Origin of the sequence: Cupriavidus campinensis, from assembly GCF_905397395.1 — a bacterium.
Taxonomy (GTDB): Bacteria; Pseudomonadota; Gammaproteobacteria; order Burkholderiales; family Burkholderiaceae; genus Cupriavidus; species Cupriavidus campinensis.
In genome coordinates this window covers 63401-84105 of record NZ_CAJPVH010000013.1, presented here as the reverse complement: position 1 = coordinate 84105, position 20705 = coordinate 63401, and the positions used below count along the sequence as shown (strand labels likewise).

The 20705-nt window shown below is 66.9% G+C and carries 20 protein-coding genes; 14 read left to right on the top strand and 6 right to left on the bottom strand.

The window, feature by feature from the left end; translation table 11 throughout:
• Position 1 precedes the first annotated feature (1 nt).
• The 6 genes from KHO18_RS10585 (at position 2) to aceA (ending at position 6548) form a co-directional block, all read left to right on the top strand.
• Positions 2-949: a CysB family HTH-type transcriptional regulator gene (locus KHO18_RS10585; protein WP_144200634.1), complete on the top strand. Its 948-nt coding sequence runs from the start codon at positions 2-4 to the stop codon at positions 947-949.
• 339 nt (positions 950-1288) lie between these two features.
• Positions 1289-2446 carry a sensor histidine kinase gene (locus KHO18_RS10580; protein WP_144200632.1) on the top strand — a complete coding sequence of 386 codons (1158 nt, stop codon included), beginning with the start codon at positions 1289-1291 and terminating at the stop codon, positions 2444-2446.
• Positions 2447-2499: 53 nt separating this feature from the next.
• A complete protein-coding gene (locus KHO18_RS10575; protein WP_144200630.1) occupies positions 2500-3315 on the top strand; it encodes a LytR/AlgR family response regulator transcription factor in 816 nt (271 codons plus the stop codon).
• Between the two features lie 81 nt (positions 3316-3396).
• Complete coding sequence (locus tag KHO18_RS10570; RefSeq protein ID WP_144200628.1) at positions 3397-3813, top strand: gamma-glutamylcyclotransferase family protein; 417 nt, start codon at positions 3397-3399, stop codon at positions 3811-3813.
• 133 nt (positions 3814-3946) lie between these two features.
• Positions 3947-4954, top strand: coding sequence for an alpha/beta fold hydrolase (locus KHO18_RS10565; RefSeq protein ID WP_211943142.1), 1008 nt, complete (start codon positions 3947-3949; stop codon positions 4952-4954).
• 298 nt (positions 4955-5252) lie between these two features.
• The gene (gene aceA / locus KHO18_RS10560; protein WP_144200624.1) at positions 5253-6548 is read left to right on the top strand and encodes an isocitrate lyase; all 1296 of its coding nucleotides are present in this window, start codon (positions 5253-5255) and stop codon (positions 6546-6548) included.
• A gap of 94 nt (positions 6549-6642) precedes the next feature.
• Here the strand turns inward: aceA and KHO18_RS10555 are convergent, their stop codons facing one another.
• The 4 genes from KHO18_RS10555 to KHO18_RS10540 form a co-directional block, all read right to left on the bottom strand.
• Positions 6643-7959 carry a glucoamylase family protein gene (locus KHO18_RS10555; RefSeq protein WP_244844696.1) on the bottom strand — a complete coding sequence of 439 codons (1317 nt, stop codon included), beginning with the start codon at positions 7957-7959 and terminating at the stop codon, positions 6643-6645.
• 357 nt (positions 7960-8316) lie between these two features.
• Positions 8317-9942, bottom strand: coding sequence for a DUF3131 domain-containing protein (locus tag KHO18_RS10550; RefSeq protein ID WP_244844695.1), 1626 nt, complete (start codon positions 9940-9942; stop codon positions 8317-8319).
• Between the two features lie 205 nt (positions 9943-10147).
• On the bottom strand, positions 10148-10582 hold the full coding sequence (locus tag KHO18_RS10545; protein ID WP_092289374.1) for a universal stress protein: 435 nt from the start codon (positions 10580-10582) through the stop codon (positions 10148-10150).
• 135 nt (positions 10583-10717) lie between these two features.
• A complete protein-coding gene (locus tag KHO18_RS10540; RefSeq protein WP_144200620.1) occupies positions 10718-11674 on the bottom strand; it encodes a LysR family transcriptional regulator in 957 nt (318 codons plus the stop codon).
• A gap of 155 nt (positions 11675-11829) precedes the next feature.
• On the opposite strand from KHO18_RS10540, the gene KHO18_RS10535 reads away from it, so the two are divergent.
• Both KHO18_RS10535 and aceB read left to right on the top strand, forming a co-directional pair.
• Positions 11830-12531 (top strand): haloacid dehalogenase type II, encoded by a 702-nt coding sequence (locus KHO18_RS10535; RefSeq protein WP_144200618.1) that lies wholly within the window; start codon positions 11830-11832, stop codon positions 12529-12531.
• 49 nt (positions 12532-12580) lie between these two features.
• The gene (aceB, locus tag KHO18_RS10530) at positions 12581-14167 is read left to right on the top strand and encodes a malate synthase A (RefSeq protein WP_144200616.1); all 1587 of its coding nucleotides are present in this window, start codon (positions 12581-12583) and stop codon (positions 14165-14167) included.
• A 97-nt stretch (positions 14168-14264) separates the two neighbouring features.
• On the opposite strand, the gene KHO18_RS10525 is transcribed toward aceB, so the two are convergent.
• The gene (locus KHO18_RS10525) at positions 14265-14675 is read right to left on the bottom strand and encodes a VOC family protein (RefSeq protein WP_144200614.1); all 411 of its coding nucleotides are present in this window, start codon (positions 14673-14675) and stop codon (positions 14265-14267) included.
• 323 nt (positions 14676-14998) lie between these two features.
• Here KHO18_RS10525 and KHO18_RS10520 point away from each other — a divergent pair, with 323 nt between their 5' ends.
• Positions 14999-15469 (top strand): SRPBCC family protein, encoded by a 471-nt coding sequence (locus KHO18_RS10520; protein WP_144200612.1) that lies wholly within the window; start codon positions 14999-15001, stop codon positions 15467-15469.
• On the top strand, positions 15466-16923 hold the full coding sequence (locus tag KHO18_RS10515) for a DHA2 family efflux MFS transporter permease subunit (RefSeq protein WP_244844694.1): 1458 nt from the start codon (positions 15466-15468) through the stop codon (positions 16921-16923). The genes KHO18_RS10520 and KHO18_RS10515 overlap by 4 nt, the downstream gene beginning before the upstream one ends.
• 15 nt (positions 16924-16938) lie before the next feature.
• On the opposite strand, the gene KHO18_RS10510 is transcribed toward KHO18_RS10515, so the two are convergent.
• Entirely contained in the window at positions 16939-17208 is a 270-nt protein-coding gene (locus tag KHO18_RS10510) for an acyl-CoA-binding protein (protein ID WP_144200608.1), read from the bottom strand.
• Positions 17209-17385: 177 nt separating this feature from the next.
• On the opposite strand from KHO18_RS10510, the gene tsaB reads away from it, so the two are divergent.
• The 4 genes from tsaB to KHO18_RS10490 are packed head-to-tail and all read left to right on the top strand — an operon-like array spanning position 17386 to position 20624.
• Complete coding sequence (tsaB, locus tag KHO18_RS10505) at positions 17386-18165, top strand: tRNA (adenosine(37)-N6)-threonylcarbamoyltransferase complex dimerization subunit type 1 TsaB (RefSeq protein WP_144200606.1); 780 nt, start codon at positions 17386-17388, stop codon at positions 18163-18165.
• On the top strand, positions 18162-18698 hold the full coding sequence (gene rimI / locus KHO18_RS10500) for a ribosomal protein S18-alanine N-acetyltransferase (protein ID WP_377731793.1): 537 nt from the start codon (positions 18162-18164) through the stop codon (positions 18696-18698). The genes tsaB and rimI overlap by 4 nt, the downstream gene beginning before the upstream one ends.
• On the top strand, positions 18695-19510 hold the full coding sequence (locus KHO18_RS10495; protein ID WP_144200604.1) for a uracil-DNA glycosylase: 816 nt from the start codon (positions 18695-18697) through the stop codon (positions 19508-19510). Before rimI ends, KHO18_RS10495 begins: the two co-directional genes overlap by 4 nt.
• Complete coding sequence (locus KHO18_RS10490; protein WP_211943141.1) at positions 19491-20624, top strand: DUF1853 family protein; 1134 nt, start codon at positions 19491-19493, stop codon at positions 20622-20624. The genes KHO18_RS10495 and KHO18_RS10490 overlap by 20 nt, the downstream gene beginning before the upstream one ends.
• Positions 20625-20705: the final 81 nt, after the last annotated feature.

The following is a 20705-nucleotide window of genomic DNA, read 5'->3' as shown; positions in this document are numbered from 1 at the left end:
CATGAACTTCCAGCAACTGAGATCGATCCGCGAGGCGGTGCGCCGTCAGTTCAACCTGACGGAAGTGGCCAATGCGCTCTATACGTCACAACCAGGCGTGTCGCGCCAGATCCGCGAACTCGAGGAAGAACTCGGCGTGGAGATCTTCGAACGCTACGGCAAGCGCCTCACCGGGCTGACCGAGCCGGGCCGCGAGATCGTCCGCATCGTCGAACGGCTATTGCTCGAAGCCGAGAACCTGCGCCAGGCCGGCGACGAGTTCGCGGGCCGCCATACCGGCCGCCTGACGGTGGCTACCACGCACACGCAGGCACGCTACGCGCTGCCGAAGGTGGTGCAGAGCTTCCGGCGTGAATACCCCCACGTGACGTTGGCGCTGCAGGAAGCGTCGCCGTCCCATATCGTCGAATTGCTGCTGACGGGGCAGGCCGACATCGGCATCGCCACGGAGGCCGTGGCCAACGAGGCCGGGCTGACCTCGTTCGAGGCCTACAGCTGGCAGCACGTGCTGGTGGTCTCGCCCGAGCATCCGCTGACGCGGCTGCCCGAGCCGACGCTGGAGGACATCGCCAATTTCCCGATCATCACCTACGACGCCGGCTTTACCGGGCGCCGCAAGATCGACGGGGCGTTTGCCGAGGCCGGTCTCCAGCCGGAAATCGTGCTGACGGCGATGGATGCCGACGTGATCAAGACTTACGCCGAACTGGACCTGGGCGTGGGGATCATCGCCTCGATGGCCTACGACGCACGCAAGGACGCCGGCCTGGTGCGGATCTCCGCCGACCATCTGTTCGAGCCGAACACGACCAGCGTGGCCGTGCGGCGGGGCGCGTACCTGCGCGGCTACGCGCACGCGTTCATCAATATGTTCGCGCCGCATCTGTCGCGCGATACGGTGTCCACGGCGCTGGCCGAGAGCGCCAACCGCCCGGCGCTGGCCGCCTGATCCTGCGCGGACGGCTTTCAAACGGCCGTTCGCGGGGGGTTGCCCGCGGCAGATCCTTGCCCGATCCCGCCTTCCGGTCGTCCCAGCCGGTCGTCCCGGCGCACACTTCGCGCCGTGTGCCGCCGTTTCGTCGCACGGTGCTTCCTTCCTCGCCGCGTCCGGCGTAAAGTGCCCTCACGCAGACCGCCTTTTAAGCAAATTGCGATAACAGGCGGATGCATGCTGCAGTGCATCATCAGAATGCCACGCGGCCACTGCCGTGAATCTACGAGGAGGGAAGACCATGCGGCAAATCCATGATGCCGGGGATGGGTGCGTCGGCCCCGCGAGCGGCCGCCCATGAAGCGCTGCCTCTCCACCGCGCTGCCATCGCGGCTGAATATCCTTGGCCGCGACTTGCTGTTCGTGCTCTGCATGAACACGGTGATCGCCGTCAGCCTGAATTACGGCTTCCAGACGGGCGGTACCTTCGCGCACAACTTTCTCTATAGCCAGTTGATCGGCCTGTCGATCTGGATCTTTATCGACGTGCCGCGCGTGCTGATCTGGTGGAACGACCGCCCGCGCCGCTGGCCGTTCATGTGCCTGGCCGTGGTGGCCGTGCCGCTGGGCGTGGTGCTCGGCAGCTGGGCCACGCGCGAGCTGCTGGGGCTGCCGATCAAGTCGCAGGCGGAGGCGGGCGACATGCTGCGCATGTGCCTGGTGGTGGGCATGCTGGCATCGGCGAGCATGATCTATTTCTACTGGTCGCGCGAGAAGCTGGCCTACCTGGAGCGCCAGGCCGCGCTGGACGCGCTCCAGCGCGAGGAATCCGAAAAGCAGCTCGTGCGCGCCCAGTTGATGGCGCTGCAGGCGCAGATCGAACCCCATTTCCTGTTCAACTCGCTGGCCAACCTCGATGGCTTGATCGCCACCGATCCGCGCGCGGCGCGGCAGTTACTGCAACGGCTGATCGGCTTCCTGCGCATGTCGCTGCAACACACGCGGGCGGAGCAGTGCACGCTGAAGCAGGAGTTCGAGCTGCTGCGCAGCTATCTCGATATCCAGGGCATGCGCTTTGGCGCGCGGCTCGCATTCCAGATTGATTTGCCGCCGGCGCTGGCCGAGGCCGAGATTCCGCCGATGCTGATCCAGCCGCTGGTGGAGAACGCGGTGACGCATGGCATCGAGCCGTGTATGAATGGCGGAAAGATCACATTGTCTGCCCGGGATGCCGGCGACGGCAGCGTGCAGGTCATCATCGCCGATACCGGCGTGGGCTTCTGCCAGGGCCACAGCAAGGGCTCGGGCATGGGCCTGACCCATGTGCGCGAGCGCCTGGCGCGGATCTTCGGTGCCACGGCCAGCATGCAGATGGAAGAAAACACCCCGCGCGGCGTGGTGGTGCGGGTGACGCTGCCGCTGGTGCGGCGGACCGATCCCACGCTCGCACCCGTGCGCGCCCCCGCGCATGGCGGTGCACCGGCCATGGCCACGCCTGCCGTGTCCAGCTCCTGATTCCCTTCTGCCTCCCCGAGTCCGACCCCGACCTCGACCTCGACCTCGACCCCATGAGTCCGACCCTGCTGATCGCTGACGACGAAGTGCTGCTGGCCCGCGTGCTGGCGTCCGAACTGGCCGGCCTCTGGCCCGAGGCCAATATCGTCGCCGTGGTCCATGACGGCGTGGCGGCGCTCGATGCCGCCCGCGAACATCGGCCCGACGTGGCCTTCCTGGACATCCGCATGCCCGGCATGAGCGGCATGGACGTGGCGCGCGAACTGATCGAGTTCGACGACCCGCCGCTGGTGGTCTTCGTCACCGCCTATGACCAGTTCGCGCTGGAAGCCTTCGAGCGCGCCGCCGTGGACTACGTGCTGAAGCCGGTGCAGCGCGAGCGGCTGGAGGCCACGGTGTGCCGGCTCAAGGCGCGCATGGAGGCCCGGGACAGCAGCCACGAGACCCACGACGTGGGCGCGATGGTCGATGCGGACAAGCTCGCGCAGCTGCTGCACCGGCTCGAGTCGCTCGAAAACCAGACCCCCGCGCGTTCCGCTGGGCAGTATTTGCGCTTCATCAAGGCGCTGGTGGGGCAGGAGGTCCGCATCATTCCCGTGGACGAAGTGGTCTACCTCGAAGCCACCGACAAGTACGTGAACGTGGTCTCCACCAGCGGCGAGGCGCTGATCCGCACCAGCCTGCGCGAGCTGGCGCAGCAATTGGACCCGGACCGCTTCTGGCAGATTCATCGCGGCACGGTGGTCAATATCGACTGCGTGGCGAGCGCGATCACCCAGTCGCTGGGCCGGCTCTCGCTGCGCCTGCGCGACCGCGAGGAAGTGCTGCCGGTGGCGCGGCAGTACGCCCACCTGTTCAAGCAGATGTAGGGCGGCACGCCGCCGCAATCCGCCATATTTCCTCTACCATGGCCGCTTTGCGACTGGCCATTTTCCTGAGGAGACGTTTCGATGCCCCGCGTTTTCGTCTACGGCACGCTGCGTGCCGGCGAGGTCAACGACCTGAACCGCGCCGCCACGCGCCACGGCATTGCCGCGCCAACGCTGATCGGCACGGGCGTGCTGGCGGGCCGGCTGTATGACTTCGGCACCTATCCCGGCCTTGTGCCGGACGCGGCGGCCGGGCCGGTCACCGGCGATCTCTACGACATCCCCGACGCGCTGCTGCCCGTGCTCGACGAAATCGAGGAAGTCTACCCGGGGCAGGCCACGCTGTTCCTGCGCGAATCCTGCATCGTGGACTGCAACGGCGCCCCCATCGAATGCCTGCTGTATCCGGTGGCCGACGCCGCCGTGGCCGGGCTCGCCCGCATCGACAGCGGCGACTGGGTGGCCTACCGCAAGGCGCGTGACGGCGTGGTGGCCTGATCCGCGAATTTGTCCCGCTTTTGTCACGTTTCAAACAGCGCCGCACGGCTCGCGGCGCTGCAGCGTTCGGCGTAGCATGGATCGACGATGACAGCACCGGCTGTCATCGCGCCATCCCCGGAGCCTGCCGCCGATGCCAGCCAGCCATCCCCTTCATATAGATAGAGAGATAGAGCGAGACGGGCCGCAGCCGTATCCCTATCCGCATCCGGCCTGCCGCTTCCACGTCCAGTCCGGCACCGTGCGCCTGGCCGCCACGGCGTGGGGCGATCCTGCCAGGCCGGTGGTGGTGCTGGTGCACGGCTACCCGGACAACAGCCACGTCTGGCAAGGCGTGGCGCAGGCGCTGGCCGACCGCTTCCATGTGATTGCGTACGACGTGCGCGGCGCGGGTGGCTCAGACGTGCCGCCGCGCGTGGACGACTACCGGCTGGAGCGCCTTGCCGACGATTTCATCGCGGTCATCGACGCCGTGGCGCCAGATCGGCGCGTGCATCTGGTTGGCCATGACTGGGGATCGATCCAGGGCTGGGAATTCGTGACCGACCCGCGCCTGCACGGGCGCATCGCGTCGTTCACCTCGTGCTCGGGGCCGTGCCTCGACCATGCCGCCAGCGCGCTGCGCACGCCGGGGCGGCGCACCTGGGCGCAGCGGCGCGCCACGCTGCGGCAGGCGCTGGCCTCCTGGTACATCGTCTTCTTCCATATTCCCAAGCTGCCCGAGTGGCACTGGCGCCTCTGGCTCGGGCGCGGCTGGACGCACTGGCTGCGCCATACCGAGGGGCTGTTCGCGCCGCCCAATCCTACGCAGACCGCCGATGGCATCCAGGGCCTGCGGCTCTACCGTGCCAACTTCCGCGCCCGGCTGCGCGCCCCGCGCGAGCGCCGCGCCCACGCACCGGTGCAGGTCATCGTGCCGACGCTGGACCGCTACGTGCGTCCCGCACTCACCGAGAACCTCGGCAAATGGGTGGCCGACCTCTGGCGCCGGCAGGTGGAGGCCCACCACTGGCTGCCGCTGGCACAGCCCCGCCGCATGGCGACGATGGTCAGCGAATTTGTCGACCATCTGGAGGGGGCGCCGGCGTCGCCAGACCTCGCAAAAGCGCGAGTGTCGTCCTCGGCTGCCAATATTTCATGATGTGGAAAGCTGTTTTGGTGCGCAAAAATACATGGGTGCGCGGCACAACGGTCATTTCTCATCATGGAAGATTGCTTGCCGCATCGTGAAATTTATTTTGCAACGTATTGATTGATAAGGAATAAAAATCTCTGCCTGACGATGATTGAGCGCTTGTTGCGACGCGGGAAGCTTCCCTACACTCTTATATAAGACACATGACCTGAGACGCCAAAAACCGGCGTCGCAGGGTGTCACAAGATCCGAAGCCAAGTACCCGAATTTTCGCCAACTACCATCTGTCATCAGGAGAGTGAACATGACTTCCCGCCAACAACAAATCGACGCCCTGCAAAAAGACTGGGACACCAATCCCCGCTGGAAGGGCATTCAACGTCACTACACGGCCGAAGACGTGGTGCGCCTGCGCGGCTCGGTCCAGATCGAGCATACGCTGGCCCGCCGTGGCGCCGAGAAGCTCTGGCACCTGCTGAACACCGAGCCGTTCGTCAACACGCTCGGCGCGCTGACCGGCAATCAGGCCATGCAGCAGGTGAAGGCCGGCCTGAAGGCGATCTACCTGTCCGGCTGGCAAGTGGCTGGCGACGCCAACCTGGCCGGCGAAATGTACCCGGACCAGTCGCTGTACCCGGCCAACTCGGTGCCGATGGTGGTCAAGCGCATCAACAACACCTTCCAGCGCGCCGACCAGATCCAGTGGAGCGAAGGCAAGGGTGACACCGACTTCTTCGCCCCGATCGTGGCCGATGCCGAAGCCGGTTTCGGCGGCGTGCTGAACGCCTTCGAACTGATGAAGTCGATGATCGACGCGGGCGCCGCCGGCGTTCACTTCGAAGACCAGCTCGCCTCGGTGAAGAAGTGCGGCCACATGGGTGGCAAGGTGCTGGTGCCGACGCGTGAAGCCGTGGCCAAGCTGACGGCCGCGCGCCTGGCTGCCGACGTTTCGGGCACCCCGACGCTGGTGATCGCCCGGACCGACGCCGAAGCCGCCGACCTGCTGACCTCGGACGTGGACGAGCGCGACCAGCCGTTCCTGACCGGCGAGCGTACCGTGGAAGGTTTCTATCGCACCAAGCCCGGCATCGAGCAGTCCATCGCCCGTGCGCTGGCCTATGCCGAAGTGGCTGACCTGGTGTGGTGCGAAACCGGCAAGCCGGACCTGGAGTTCGCCAAGAAGTTTGCCGAGGCCGTCCACGCCAAGTTCCCGGGCAAGATGCTGGCCTACAACTGCTCGCCGTCGTTCAACTGGAAGAAGAACCTCGACGACGCCACGATCGCCAAGTTCCAGAAGGAGCTGGGCGCGATGGGCTACAAGTTCCAGTTCATCACGCTGGCCGGCTTCCACTCGCTCAACTACTCGATGTTCAACCTGGCCCACGGCTACGCCCGCAACCAGATGAGCGCGTTCGTGGAACTGCAGGAGAACGAGTTCGCCGCGGCCGAGAAGGGCTTCACCGCCGTCAAGCACCAGCGCGAAGTGGGCACCGGTTACTTCGACGCCGTGACGCAGGCCATCGAAGGCGGCCAGTCGTCGACGACCGCGCTGAAGGGCTCGACCGAAGACGAGCAGTTCTTCGACAAGAAGGTGGCCTGATTCCCGGCTAGTCGTCGATAGGCGATAAAACGCCGCGCCGTCCGGTAGGGGACGGCGCGGCGTTTTTCATTGGCGACGGGGTAGGGCTGCCGGACTAGGGCTGCGCCGGGATGCTGAATTCCTCGATCTCCAGCAGCGGCTGGAGGATGTGGCCCCATTCCTTGTCCACGTAGCCACGCAGCTTGCCATCGGTCAGATAGTTGGCCACGGCGCCGAGCGCCAGCGAATTGTCGAGGTAGAGCGCGCAGTTGGACACAATGCCGGTCTGCACGTCGACACTGTCCATCAGCCCATAGGTCGGGTGGTCCAGTGCGGGGAAGTTGGTGATCAGCTTGCGCATGGCGTCCATCACGGCCTCGGGCTCGTATTCGATCAGCGACAACACGGAATAGGGCGATACCACCGGGCCGGCACGGGTGGATTCACGCTGCCCCACCGGGCGGTAGCCGCCCGCCACGGACAGCGGCGGCGCGCCGTACTCGGTGTACCCGCCCGTGGCCGGAATGGTGGCGGGCGAGAAGCCCCAGTAGCCGAACTGGTCGAGCCCGTACTGGATCTGCGCCTTGGCCATGTTCGGATGCGAACGTGCCCAGCTGTTGGTACCCCATTTCTGCTCGTTGATCATGATTGGCACGGCAAATGTCTCGAATACGGAGCCGCCCCAGGTCGGGATGAAGGACTGCCCCCCGAAGCTGCGCGAGGCCTCGTAGACGCGCACGCCTTCATAGGTGCGGTACTTCGACTGGTCGATGCTGCGCTCGGCCCATTCCGGCACGCGGTCGAGGTGGAAGTACTGGCTGCGCGGCACATTGCCCAGCGCAATCGCCGCATAGCTGATCAGCCGCGTCTCGCTCATCAGGTCATAGGTGCTCCCCGAGTTCTGCTGCGTGGCGGGGTTGTAGTTGATGTAGAACTGCTGCTTCGTCGGGTGCAGCATGGTGTCGAAGCGCATCTGGGCGAGGATGGCGCCCGCCTGCGCGGCGAGTTCCGGGAAGGCCTGCTTGGCCATGGCCAGGCCGGTGGCCACCCAGGCATTCTCGATGACGCCCACGTCGCCGTCCGGCACGCCCGTGGTGCTGTTGAGCGAGCCGAGGAACAATCCGCCCGGCGCGCCCTTGTCCCTGGCCTGCTGCTGCAGCACGGCGATGGCGGGCAGCATGCGCGCCATGCGCTGGCTGGCGTCTTCCGGTGCAATCAGGCCAAGGTCCCGCGCGGCCACCAGGTTCGAGATATACGACGCAAGCTCGCCGATGAACATCCAGTTGACCGCGTTCATCTTGTTCTCGGCATTGACGCAGGCCTTGTTCGACGGGAACGCTGGCTTGGTCTCCATCGCCTCGATGGACTTCCACAGCGACTTCGCATAGATGCGCGCTTCGGCCTTCAGGGCCGCCTGCGGGTCGGGCAGCACGGGGACATCGGGCGCGACTTCAGCAGGCGGGTCCCCGGCAGGTGTCGGGCCTGGGGCCGGTGTCGGGGCTGGGGTGGGGGTTGGCTGGGGCGCTGGGGCAGGCACCGGCGCGGCGCCGGGATCCACCTGCGCCGGGGTGCCCGGTTGGGCCGGCGGGGCCACTGGCTCGTCGCTCCCGCCGCCTCCGCAGGCGACCAACAAGGCGCTGAGGCCGATGCAGATGGCCCGGCGGGCCAGTGGGTGTGCGGATGAGGCAAATGTCATGATGCGCTCCGAGCGAGAATGTTCTGATGAACCATTCTCGTCCGCGACAGCGATCACGATAATCGTAGTTCGTCCATTTCTTGGCCCTGATTTTCAGGCCTGCGCCGGAATGCTGAATTCCTCGATCTCCAGCAGGGGCTGCAGTGCATGGCCCCATTCCTTGTCCACGTAGCCGCGCAGCTTGCCATCGGTCAGGTAGTTGGTCACGGCGCCCAGCGCCCAACCCACGTTGCCGGCAAGCAGGCACTTGGAGACGGTGCCGTTTTCCACGTCGACACTGTCCATCAGGCCGTATTGCGGGTGGTTCAGCGTGGGGAAGTTGTCGAGCAGCTTCTTCATGTTGGCCATCACCGCCTCAGGCTCCTCCTCGATCAGCAGCAGCACCGAGTAGAGCGACACCACGGGGCCGGCACGGGAGGCCGTGTGTTGCCCGCGGGGGTTGTAGCCCGAGCCGCCCAGCGAAGCCGGCGGCGTGCCGTACTCCGTGTACCCGGCGGTGGCCGGCACGGAAGCGGGCGAGAAGCCCCAGTAGCCAAAGGTGTCGAGGCCGTACTTGATCTGCGTCTTGGCCATGTTCGGATGCGAGCGTCCCCAGCTGTTGGGGCCCCATCTGGATTCGGAAATGACCACGGGCACCGCGAATGATTCGAACACAGAGCCGCCGTTGGTGGGCATGAAATGCAGGCCGCCATAGGAGCGGGTGCCTTCATACACCCGCACGCCCTCGTAGGTGCGGAATTTTGCCGGGTCCGGGGAGCGCTCGCTCCAGCTCGGCACGCGGGCGATACTGAAATACTGGCTGCGCGGCACGGTGCCGAGGGCGATGCCCGCATAGGCCAGCAGCCGTGTCTCGCCGAGCAGGCCGTAGGTCATCCCCGAAAATGTCTGCGTCTTGGGGTTGAAGGAGATTTCGTATTGCTGCTTTTGCGGGTGCACCATGGTCTCGAAGCGCATCTGGCCGAGGATGGCGCCAGCCTGCGCGGCGAGTGCGGGGTACGCCTGCTTGGCCATGGCAAGGCTGACCGCCAGCCAGGCGTTCTCGATCGACCCCACATCGCCACCCGGCACGGCCGTCCGGTTGTCCGTGGTGCCATGGAACAGGCCGCCGGGCGCGCCATTGCGCCGGGCTGTCTCTTGCAGGACGGCGAGGGAACTCAGATGTCGCGCCACGCGCCGCTGCGCTTCGGCGGCGTCCAGCAGGCCGAGATCGCGCGCGGCGGTCACATTCCAGATGAACTGGCCGAGGTTGCCGGTGAACACCCAGCCAACCGGGCTGGCCACGCCCTGGGCATTCATGCAGGACTTGTTGACCGGCAGCGCGCGGCCCGGGTCCAGCGTTTCAGCGGACTTCCACAGGGCTTCGGCGTATACGCGCGCCTGCGCTTTCAGTACCGATTCCCGCGTGATCACTTCGGTCTCGATGGGCGGCTCCGGATCTGGAATGGGCGGTATCGGCTGCGGCTCGGTCGGGACGACGGGAGTCTCGGGTGTCTCGGGTGTCTCGGGCGTGGGGTCCTGCGGCGGGTCCGGCGGCGCCGGCATGGGCGGGACGCCGGGCGGGAGCGGGGCGGGGCCCGCCTCCGGCTGGGTCACGGAGATGTCCGTGCCAGCGGGCTCCGAATCGTCACCGCCGCCACCACAGGCGGCCAGCAACGCACTTACGCCAATACAGACCGCGCGGCGGGTCCACAGCCGGACGCAAAGCTCGAGTGCCATCATGCTCTTCCCGTTGGAGATAAATGATGGGATTCTCGTCAACGGCAGGGGTCACGAATACCGCAGTTCGTCCAATTCCTGGCGCCAATTTGGATAATTCTGGTGTGATTGCGACATGATCTTGACGCATGAAGCAACAAGGCCGCGCAGGTTGCCGTGCGCGGCCTTGTTGTGTGCTGGACGCGGCGGGGTGCCGCCTCTCAGCGTGTCATCGGTAGACGATGACCGGGATGTCGGTGTGGGTCAGGACTTTTTGCGTTTCGCTGCCGAGCAGCAGGCCGGACAGCCCGCGCCGGCCGTGCGAGGCCATGAAGATCACGTCGCAGCCATGGCGTTCCGCCGCGTCGATGATGCCGAGGTAGGGCACCGCGAAGGTCGTCATGTCGGCGTCGAAGGGCAGGCCATCGGCCACGGCGGCGGTCTCGATCTCCTTCAGGTAGAGCCGCGCCTGGTTCTCGATCCGGTCCCGGAAGGCTTGCGGGGCCTCCACGACAATCTCGCTAAACGGCGTGTAGGGGTATTCCTCCAGACAGACATAAGCGGTGACCCGGGCGCCAATCGCCTTGGCCAGCTCCAGGCCGCCATTGATGGCCTTTTTGGAGAGTTCCGACCCGTCGGTGGGCAACAGGATGTGCTTGAACATGCCATACCTCCCTTCACGAATTAACGATTTCACGATAAGGCGGGGCAGGCCAGACGGCGCCTGTCTGATTCGATTGTAGTCAGTGTGAAGCAGCCGCCATTGCGGAATATCAAGGTTTTCCGTGGGTGAAACCACCTATGCCACGGCGGCGGATGCCTCGGCGGCGGCGCTGGTCGGCGCCTGCTCGGCGCGGCGCCAGTAGGCCGGGTTGCCGTAGGTGTGCTTCAGATGGTCGATGAACAGCCGCACACGCAGCGGCAGGTGCTTGCGCTGGGGAAACACCGCGTGGATGCCGATGGGGGGTGCCTGGAAGTCGTCGAGCACGGTGACGAGCCGGCCGCTGGCGATTTCCTGGCCCACTTCCCACCAGGACCGCCACGCCAGGCCATGGCCTTCGAGGCACCAGGCGTGCAGCACGGCGCCGTCGGTGCATTCCATATTGCCGCCCACCTTGACGGTGACCGCACGCCCGTCCTGCTGGAACACCCAGCCGCGCTGCACGTTGGCGCTGGCCCCGAAGGCCAGGCAATTGTGGCGCGACAGGTCCTCGGGCAGCTTCGGCGTGCCGGCGCGGGCCAGATAGCCGGGGGCAGCCACCACCACACGGCGGTTTTCCGCCAGGCGGATCGAAACCAGGCTGGAGTCCGGCAGGTCGCCGAGGCGGATGGCGCAGTCGAAGCCCTCGTTGACGAGATCGACCACCCGGTCGGAGAGGTCGAGCGTGAGCGTCACGTCCGGGTGCGATTCGATGAACAGCGGCACCACTGGCGCCACGTGCTTGCGGCCGAAGCCGGCCGGGGCGGTCACGCGCAGGTGGCCGCTGGCCTTGACGCCGCCGGCGGACACGCTGGCCTCGGCGTTGTGGAGGTCGTTGAGGATGCGCTGGCAGTCCTCGAGAAAGGCGGAGCCTTCGAACGTCAGCGTGATTTTGCGCGTGGTGCGTACCAGCAACTTTACGCCGAGCCGTTCTTCCAGCGCATCGATGCGGCGCCCGATGATCGCCGGCGCCACGCCCTCGGCGGCGGCGGCAGCAGAGAGGCTGCCACGTGACGCGACCGACACAAAAGTCTCCAATTGCTTGAAATGATCCACGAAAGCTCGCCGGTTAATACACAGTCTTGTGCGGATCGGCCAAGATTAGTTGCCAAAAAGTAAAAGATCAAGTGACCCGGTGCGACTTTGCCGCACTGCAACGACTGACTACAATCGGATGCATTCAACGGTGTACAGGCCCATTCAGTCCCTCCATGAACAAGATCCGCGCGGTGGTGTTCGATGCCTACGGCACGCTGTTCGACGTGTATTCGGTCACGGCGCGCGCGGAGCAGCTGTTTCCCGGCAAGGGGGAGGCCCTGGCGCTGTTGTGGCGCGAACGCCAGATCGACTACACCCGGCTGCGCACCATGGCCGCGCCCGACGGCGCCCTCTACAAGCCGTTCTGGGCCCTGACCGTGGATGCGCTGCGCTACGCCGCCGAGCGCCTCGGGATGAAGCTGGACGAGGCCACCGAGGCGCAGTTGCTCAAGGAGTACGCCTGCCTCTCGGCCTTCCCCGAGAACCTCGGCGCGCTCAAGCGGCTGCGCCGGGCGGGGCTGCCGCTGGGCATCCTGTCGAATGGCAACCCCGAGATGCTCGACATCTCGGTCAAGAGCGCGGGCATGCATGGGTTGTTCGACCATGTGCTGTCGGTGGATGCGGTGCGCCAGTACAAGACCGCGCCGGCCGCCTACGCGCTGGGGCCGCAGGCTTTCGACCTGCCCGCCGGGGACATCGTGTTCGTGTCCTCGAACGGCTGGGACGCGTGCGGCGCCACCTGGTATGGCTACAAGACTTTCTGGATCAACCGTGCCGGCCACCCGGCGGAGCGCCTGGACGTGGCGCCCACCGGCACCGGGCACGACATGAACGACCTGCTGGCCTTCCTCGCCGCCTCCGGCGTCGCGGTCTGACGGACGGGTCCACCCGACAACACACCATCGCACACACAGGAGAAGACTGATGGCTATCACGCTGCCCGCGGGCATGAAGATTACCGGCGACATCCTGCCGGCCTACGAAGACATCCTCACGCCGGAAGCCCTGGCCCTGGTAGACAAGCTGCATCGCGCCTTCGAGCCGCGCCGCCAGGAACTGCTGGCCGCCCGCGTCGCGCGCGCCAAGCGCCTGGACGCCGGCGAGATCCCCGACTTCCTGCCGGAGACCAAGAGCGTCCGCGAGGGCGAATGGAAGGTGGCACCGGTGCCGCAGGCGCTGGAATGCCGTCGCGTGGAGATCACCGGTCCGGTGGAAGCCAAGATGGTCATCAACGCCTTCAACTCGGGCGCTGACAGCTACATGACGGACTTCGAGGACTCCAACACCCCGAACTGGCACAACCAGATGCAGGGCCAGGTGAACCTGAAGGCCGCCGTGCGCCGCACGCTGACGCTGGATTCCAACGGCAAGCACTACAAGCTCAACGACAAGATCGCCACGCTGCAGGTGCGCCCGCGCGGCTGGCACCTGGATGAAAAGCACGTCACCATCGACGGCAAGCGCATCTCGGGCGGCATCTTCGACTTCGCGCTGTTCCTGTTCCATAACGCCCGCGAGCAGATCGCACGCGGCGCCGGCCCGTTCTTCTACCTGCCGAAGATGGAAAGCCACCTGGAGGCCCGCCTCTGGAACGACATCTTCGTGATGGCGCAGAAGGAGATCGGCCTGCCGCAGGGCACGGTCAAGGCCACGGTGCTGATCGAGACCATCCTGGCCGCGTTCGAGATGGAAGAAATCCTCTATGAACTGCGCGACCACAGCGCTGGCCTGAACGCCGGCCGCTGGGACTACATCTTCTCGTGCATCAAGAAGTTCAAGGTGGACAAGGACTTCTGCCTGGCAGACCGCGCCAAGGTGACGATGACCGCGCCGTTCATGCGCGCCTACGCGCTGCTGCTGCTGAAGACCTGCCACAAGCGCGGCGCGCCCGCGATTGGCGGCATGAGCGCCCTGATCCCGATCAAGAACGATCCGGAAAAGAACGCGATTGCCATGGAAGGCATCATCAGCGACAAGCGCCGCGACGCCACCGATGGCTACGACGGCGGCTGGGTGGCCCACCCGGGTCTGGTCGAGCCGGCGATGAAGGAATTCGTGGCGGTGCTCGGCGACAAGCCGAACCAGTTCGAGAAGCAGCGTCCGGACGTGAACGTGAAGGGCGCCGACCTGCTCGATTTCAAGCCCGAGGCCCCGATCACCGAGCACGGCCTGCGCATGAACATCAACGTGGGCATCCATTACCTGGGCGCCTGGCTGGCCGGCAACGGCTGCGTGCCGATCCACAACCTGATGGAAGACGCCGCCACGGCCGAGATCTCGCGCTCGCAGGTCTGGCAATGGATCCGCTCGCCGAAGGGCAAGCTGGAAGATGGCCGCAAGGTGACCGCCGAACTGGTGCGCGCGCTGATTCCGGAAGAGCTGGCCAAGGTGAAGACGCTCGTGGGTGGCGATACCAGCACTTACGACCGTGCCGCGCAGATCTTCGAGGAAATGTCGACGTCGGAAGACTTCGCCGAATTCCTGACGCTGCCGCTGTACGAGGAAGTCTGAGCTTTTTCAGGCTTGCCATGAAAAACCCCACGGTTCGCGCCGTGGGGTTTTTTGTTTGTGGCTGGGGTTGGCCACGGGGTTGGCCAGGCCGGGAAGGTCAGGGGCTGGCCACCGCGCCGTAGCCCTGGCCCCGCCATTCGATGAAGCAGAGACCATGGCCGAACGGGTCCGACAGGCGGGCCTGCCGGCCCCAGTCGAAATCCTGCGGCCAGTCCTCGATCTCGGCGCCGGCGCCGAGCGCGCGCTCGATGGCGGCTTCAAGGTCTTCCACCACGAAGTCCAGGTGCACCGGGGTCCAGTGCCGCGCGTAGTCGCGCCGCGCATCGGCCCGCGCCGTGGCCACCGTGCCGGCCTCCTTGGCCAGCAGATAGATCGGCGCGCAGGCGCCGTGCATTTCCGCCACGCTGTTGTCGAACAGCCGGCGGCCCAGCCGCAATCCCAGTCCTGCTTCGTAGAAGCCGATGCCGTGTTCGAGGTCATCGACGTCGATATTGATCAGCAACTCCATGCCAGCCTCCTGCTTTGTGAGCGTTCTCGGGCGTGGCGGCGGCCAGTGTGCTTTTCGCTCCTGTCCGCTCCTGATGGCTGATGGCTGTTGATGGCTCCTGATGGTTCCTGACGCCTTCTGACGCCCTCTGACGCCTTCCTTGCCCGGGCCAGCATTGTGCGCCGGCGCTCCTGACAAGAGCTGTCAGGAGTGATGCCGCCGGGACAGGATCATCGATGCGCTGCATGGCGGCTATGAGATGACTCTGAAAATGAAAGCGCGGACCGGCGCGGCGCCCAAGGAGCCTTCATAATATGGACATTCAACGAGATTGGAGAGTCAAGTTGCGTTTTGAACACCTGGTGGAGATCAATGACCCAGGCAATCCCACGCTGGAGCCGCTGACCGCCGAACAGCTGTGGCAGGGCCTGGTGCTGCGGGCCGAGTCGCCCGAGCTGTTCGTCCTGGGGCTGGAGCGCGCCGAGGTACTGGCGCGGGGCGATGGCTGGCTGGACCGCGTGCTGCATTTCGGCCAGGCGACGATACAGGACCGCGTGGTATTCGAGCCACGCCGTGCAGTGCGCTACGAGACCGCGGCCACGGCCGAGCATGCCGGCGGCACGCTGTCGATGAGCATCGAGACCCCCGCGCCGGGCGCGCTGCTGGTGCGTTTCATCTATGAAACGACCCTGCCCGACACGGATGCCAGCGGCGACGACCGCTATTCGGAGATCGTCAAGTCGGCGTACCACGAGGCAGACCTCGACACGGTGCGCAAGATCCGGGAGATCGCTCACAGCGGGCGGCTCGGGTGACGGGCGCCCAGCCGGCCGGCGGGCCGACGCGCGCCGTACTGCGCGCCCGCTACGGCGAGCGCCTGCGCTGGCTGATCCTGCTCACGCTGATGCTGGGCACGATGTCGTCCATCGTGTCATCTACCATCGTCAACGTGGCCGTGCCGGACCTGAGCCGGCATTTCCAGCTGGGCCAGGAGCGCGCGCAGTGGGTGGCGGCCAGTTTCATGATCGCCATGACGCTGTCGATGCTGCTCACGCCGTGGCTGCTGAACCGATTCGGGCTGCGCCGGACCTTCGTCGGCAGCCTGTTGCTGCTGGGCGCGGGCGGGCTGATCGGCGGGTTTTCGCCCACCTTCGGCGTGATGCTGGCCATGCGCGTGGCCGAGGGCATCGCGGCCGGCATCATGCAGCCGCTGCCCAATATCTTCATCCTGCGCGTGTTCGAGGAACGCGAGCAGGGCAAGGCGCTGAGCCTGTTCGGGTTTGGCGTGGTGCTGGCGCCGGCCATCGGCCCCAGTGTGGGCGGCTTCCTGGTGGAGACCTTCGGCTGGCGCTCGATCTTCTTCGTGGTGGTGCCGCTGACGCTCATCGGCCTGTGGATGGCACGCCGCTACATGGCCGTGGACTCCGCGATGATCGGCGAACGCAAGGCACTGGACTGGCGCGGACTGGCGCTGGCCGGCGTGGCCACGGTGACGCTGCTCAACGGTCTCGTGGAGATGCGCGAGAACGTGCCGGCCGGACTGGCGCTGGCCGGGCTGGGCGTCTTGCTGCTGGCGGGTTTCGTGGTCTGGCAGTTGCGCGCGCCCGAGCCGTTGATGGATATGCGGCTCTACAGCTACCGCCAGTTCTCGGCCGGGGCTGTGGTGGCGTTCATCTATGGCGCCGGGCTGTTCGGTTCCACGTACCTGCTGCCCGTCTACATGCAGATGGCGCTGGCCTATACGCCGTCGCAGGCTGGCATCGTGCTGATGCCGGCCGGGATCGTGCTGGCGGTGACGATCGCGGTGGCGGGGCGGCTGACCAATTACATCCTGCCGCACCGGCAGGTGTCGTTCGGGTTGGCCCTGCTGGCGGCGTCGTTCCTGCTGATGGCCACCGGGTCGATGGCGACGCCTTACTTGCTGCTGGTGCTCTATGCGGTAATCGGGCGGATCGGGCTTGGCTCTATCCTGCCGTCGCTGACACTTGGGTCGATGCGTGGGGTCGATTTCTCGCTGATCGCCCAGGGGTCGAGCTGCATCAACTTCCTGCGGCAGCTTGGCGGGGCGATCGGGGTGAGTCTGGCCGGGGTGGGGCTGCAGTGGCGGCTGGCGGAGCACGGCGCGGTGCTCGGGCCGGGTGGCGATCCGGTCGCCCGGATCGCGGCATTCGATGAAACCTTCCTGGCCGTGGGCGTGGTGATTGCCACGGCGATCCTGGCCGCGTGGCGCATCCGGCCGAAGCCGCTGCCGGCCGGCGCAGGGGTCTAGGGCTAGGGCGGGGACTTAGCTGGCGGTGCCGGCCAGCAGTTCGCCGACCAGTTCGACGTACTTCTGCTTGGCGTCGTCCTGGCTGGTGCCCTTGAGGGCTTCCCAGGCTTCGAACTTGTAGCGGCCGACGAAATCGGTCATGCCGGGCTTGTCGCCGTGGGCGTCGCCCTCGGCACCCTGCTTGTAGAGCGCGTAGAGGCGCAGCAGCGTCATATTGTTAGGACGCTCGCTCAGGGTCTTGACGTCGATTTGGGCCTGGTCGAAGCGGGCCTGCAGGTCGCTCATGGTGTCTCCGGGTAATCAGTGGGCGTAGAAGTGCGATGATAGCCGCCGCACCGCGCCGTTTGCGGCGGAAAAAACCGAAGAAGCCTTCGGTCAGCGCGTGGCGGCACGGTCTGCCGGCGCACGGTGCCGGCGTGCCTGCCAATTCAGCTTTGGCCGCGCTCCGGATACAATCGCGCCATGTCCTGGATTCTTGCTGTCGAGACCTCTACCGAGTGGTGCTCCGTCGCACTGGGGCGCGCCGCCACCGACGGCGCCCTCGAGTGTTTCTCCCGCCATGAGCATACGGGCGCGCGGTCGTCTGCGCGCGTGCTGCCGGCCGTGGCCGAAGTGCTGGCCGAGGCCGGCATCACGCTGGCCGACTGTGCCGCCATCGCGTTTGGCGCCGGCCCCGGCTCGTTCACCGGCCTGCGTACCGCCTGCGGCGTGGCGCAAGGGCTCGCCTTCGGCGCCGATCTCCCCGTGATTCCCATCAATGTGCTGACGATGTGCGCCGAAAGCGTCCGATCCGGCACTTCGCCGTGGCCAGCGGACACGCGCGTGCTGGTGGCGCTAGACGCCCGCATGGACGAGACCTATGCCGCCACGTTCCGCTGGGACGCCGCCGCGATGGAATGGTCGATGGAGACCCCGGTGCAGGTGGGGCCGCCCGAAACCGTGGCGCAGCCCGATGGGGCATTCTGGCTCGCCGGCAATGGATCGACAGTGTTTGGCGAACGGCTCCAGGTGGCCGCGCAGGCCAGCCGCGTGATGCCCGAGGCCATGCCCGACGCCCGCGCCGCCGTGGCCATCGGCCTCCGAGCACTGGCGCGTGGCGAGACCATCGACGCCGCCGACGCCATGCCGATCTATGTGCGCGACAAGGTCGCCCACACCATCGTCGAGCGCGAGGCGATTGCCGCCGAGAAAGCTGAAAAAGCCGCCAAGGCCGCGAATGCTGCCGCAGGGGAGGCCGCGTGAGCGCCGCGCTGCTGCCCGAGTCGCCCCAATGGCCGGCCGTGCCGGTCATGCCCGAGCTTGGCGATGGCTGGAGGCTCGGCCGCATGACTGCGCTGGACCTGCACGCCGTGGCCGATATCGAGCTGCGCGCCTACAGCCATCCCTGGACGCGCGGCAATTTTGAGAATTCCCTGAAATCGGGCCATGTCGGCCTGACGCTCCGTGATCCAGCCAATACGCTCGTCGGCTACGCCGTGCTGATGCCGGTGGTCGACGAAATGCACCTGCTCAATATCACCGTGGACCCGCGCCGGCAGCGGCAGGGCCATGGCCGGCTGCTGCTGGCCGTGGCGCTGGCCACCGCCCATGCCCACAACCTCGGCACGATGCTGCTGGAAGTGCGCCCGTCCAATGTGGGCGCGCTGGCGCTGTACGAGGAAGCCGGGTTTGCCGAGATCGGCCGCCGCAAGGGCTACTATCCGGCCACGGCCAACGGGCGCGAGGATGCGCTTGTGCTGCGCCGGGCCTGGCACGATGGCAAGGAGTCCGCATGAATCGCCGCGCGCAGTTCCTCGAAGTGCTCGGTATCCCGGCGGAATGGGTGCCGCGCCGCTTGGCCGAGGCGTCCGTAGAGGTTGAAACCAAGGTCGAGGTCGCCACCGTAGCTGTGGCCGAAGTCGAAGTCGAAGTAGCGATGCCCGCCCCGGCCGCGCCGCCGCGCTCCGTGGTGATCGAAGCCCTGTCGCCGCAACCCGCCGTGCAGGATGAGGCCGCTCTGGCCCGGGACGCCGCCATCGCCGCCATGGACTGGGCCGCGCTGGAAGCCGCCGTGGCCCAGTGCACCGCCTGCGGCCTGAGCGACTCCCGCACCAACACGGTCCTCGGCGTGGGTGACCGCCGCGCTGAATGGATGCTCGTGGGCGAGGCCCCGGGCGAGAACGAAGACCTGCAGGGTGAGCCGTTCGTCGGCCAGGCCGGCAAGCTGCTCGACAACATGCTTGGCGCGCTGGGCCTGGCGCGCGACCGTAATGTCTTTATCGCCAATGTGCTGAAGTGCCGCCCGCCCGGCAACCGCAATCCGGAGCCGGAGGAGGTGGCGCACTGCGAGCCGTTCCTGCGCCGGCAGATCGCGCTGATCCGGCCGAAGGTGATCGTGGTGCTGGGGCGCTTTGCGGCGCAGTCGCTGCTGCGCTCCACCACGCCCATCGGCAAGCTGCGCGGCACCGTGCACCAGTATGAGGGGATTCCCGTGGTGGTGACCTATCACCCGGCCTACCTGCTGCGCACGCTGACCGACAAGGCGCGCGCATGGGAAGACCTGTGTCTGGCCCGCGAGGTACACGACCGTGCGGGAGCTGAAGCCTGATCCCGCGCAGGCCATCCGCCCGGGCGGGCCGGTAGCAGCCGGCGCCGACGGGCCCGAGCCCCTGTGGCGCACCGCCGCGTCCCAGCGCGTGCGCGATCTGGCGTGGTGCTCGCTCTCGCCGCCGCTGCTCTCGCACCTGCCGGCCGGCTACGGCGCTGGCGCCGCGCTGGCCCACTGGCCGCCCGGCGCGCAGGCCGCGTGGCAGCGCTGGCTGGAGCGCGCCGACCCCGCCACACTCCCGGAAACCATCGCCGAATTGAGCGGCCACCCGGACCCCACCGGCAACCGCAGCCTGCGTCTGGGGCGTCATGCCGAGCGGCTGCTCCATTTCGCGCTGCACCGGGCCGAGGGGATTGAACTTGTCGCCGCCAATGTGCCGATCCGGCGCGCCAATGGCCATGGCATCCAGACGCTGGGCGAACTGGACGTGATCTGGCGCGACCCGGCCAGCGCGCAGACCGTGCACTGGGAAATGGCGGCCAAGTTCTACCTGATGGTGGATGGGCAGCCGGGAACGCCGCCCGACCGCCGCAACTTCGTCGGCCCCAATCTCGTCGATCGGCTAGGAGACAAGCTCGACCACATCGTCAGTCGGCAGCTGCCGCTGGGCCGCGCGGCCGAAGCGCAGGCGGTGCTGACCCATCCCATCGACCGCAGCGAGGTCTATCTGCTGGGCTGGCTGTTCTATCACGATGGCCGCCTGCCGGCCGGGCTTGACGCGCTGGGCATCGCGCCCGATCACCTGCATGGCTGGTGGTCCACGCTGGACGACTGGGCCGCGCGCGCGCAGGCCCATCCGGCCGCGGCCAACACGCGCTGGTGCCGGCTGCCGCGCGCGGACTGGCTCTCGGGCGCCCGGGTGCCCGAGGCGCAGACCGAGAGCGCCGCCGTGCTGCACACGGCGCTGGCGCAACGCTTTGCCGATCCGCACCAGGCGCATAGCTGGCGGCGCGAAGCCCCGGTGATGGTCTGCGAACTGGCGCCCGCCGGGCCCGATCAACCCGGCATCTGGCAGGAGCGCTCGCGCGGCTTCGTGGTGCCGCCGGGCTGGCAGGCGCGCGCCGTCGAGCGGGCCACTATCGACAGATCCCCTCCCGCCGCCGGCTCCCGCTAATCCATTCCGGCTGCCGCACCGCGCCGCGATACTTCCCTCACGCTGTATCGGAACGTTCGCCCTGGACGTTGCGACGATGGG

Excerpts from the sequence above, each read along its gene's own strand:
- aceB (WP_144200616.1), top strand. The coding sequence starts at position 12,581 with ATGGCTATCACGCTGCCCGCGGGCATGAAGATTACCGGCGACATCCTG.
- KHO18_RS10510 (WP_144200608.1), bottom strand. The coding sequence starts at position 17,208 with ATGAGCGACCTGCAGGCCCGCTTCGACCAGGCCCAAATCGACGTCAAG.
- KHO18_RS10545 (WP_092289374.1), bottom strand. The coding sequence starts at position 10,582 with ATGTTCAAGCACATCCTGTTGCCCACCGACGGGTCGGAACTCTCCAAA.
- KHO18_RS10575 (WP_144200630.1), top strand. The coding sequence starts at position 2,500 with ATGAGTCCGACCCTGCTGATCGCTGACGACGAAGTGCTGCTGGCCCGC.
- KHO18_RS10535 (WP_144200618.1), top strand. The coding sequence starts at position 11,830 with ATGAACAAGATCCGCGCGGTGGTGTTCGATGCCTACGGCACGCTGTTC.
- KHO18_RS10570 (WP_144200628.1), top strand. The coding sequence starts at position 3,397 with ATGCCCCGCGTTTTCGTCTACGGCACGCTGCGTGCCGGCGAGGTCAAC.
- KHO18_RS10550 (WP_244844695.1), bottom strand. The coding sequence starts at position 9,942 with ATGATGGCACTCGAGCTTTGCGTCCGGCTGTGGACCCGCCGCGCGGTC.
- aceA (WP_144200624.1), top strand. The coding sequence starts at position 5,253 with ATGACTTCCCGCCAACAACAAATCGACGCCCTGCAAAAAGACTGGGAC.
- KHO18_RS10525 (WP_144200614.1), bottom strand. The coding sequence starts at position 14,675 with ATGGAGTTGCTGATCAATATCGACGTCGATGACCTCGAACACGGCATC.
- KHO18_RS10580 (WP_144200632.1), top strand. The coding sequence starts at position 1,289 with ATGAAGCGCTGCCTCTCCACCGCGCTGCCATCGCGGCTGAATATCCTT.
- tsaB (WP_144200606.1), top strand. The coding sequence starts at position 17,386 with ATGTCCTGGATTCTTGCTGTCGAGACCTCTACCGAGTGGTGCTCCGTC.
- KHO18_RS10585 (WP_144200634.1), top strand. The coding sequence starts at position 2 with ATGAACTTCCAGCAACTGAGATCGATCCGCGAGGCGGTGCGCCGTCAG.
- KHO18_RS10495 (WP_144200604.1), top strand. The coding sequence starts at position 18,695 with ATGAATCGCCGCGCGCAGTTCCTCGAAGTGCTCGGTATCCCGGCGGAA.
- KHO18_RS10565 (WP_211943142.1), top strand. The coding sequence starts at position 3,947 with ATGCCAGCCAGCCATCCCCTTCATATAGATAGAGAGATAGAGCGAGAC.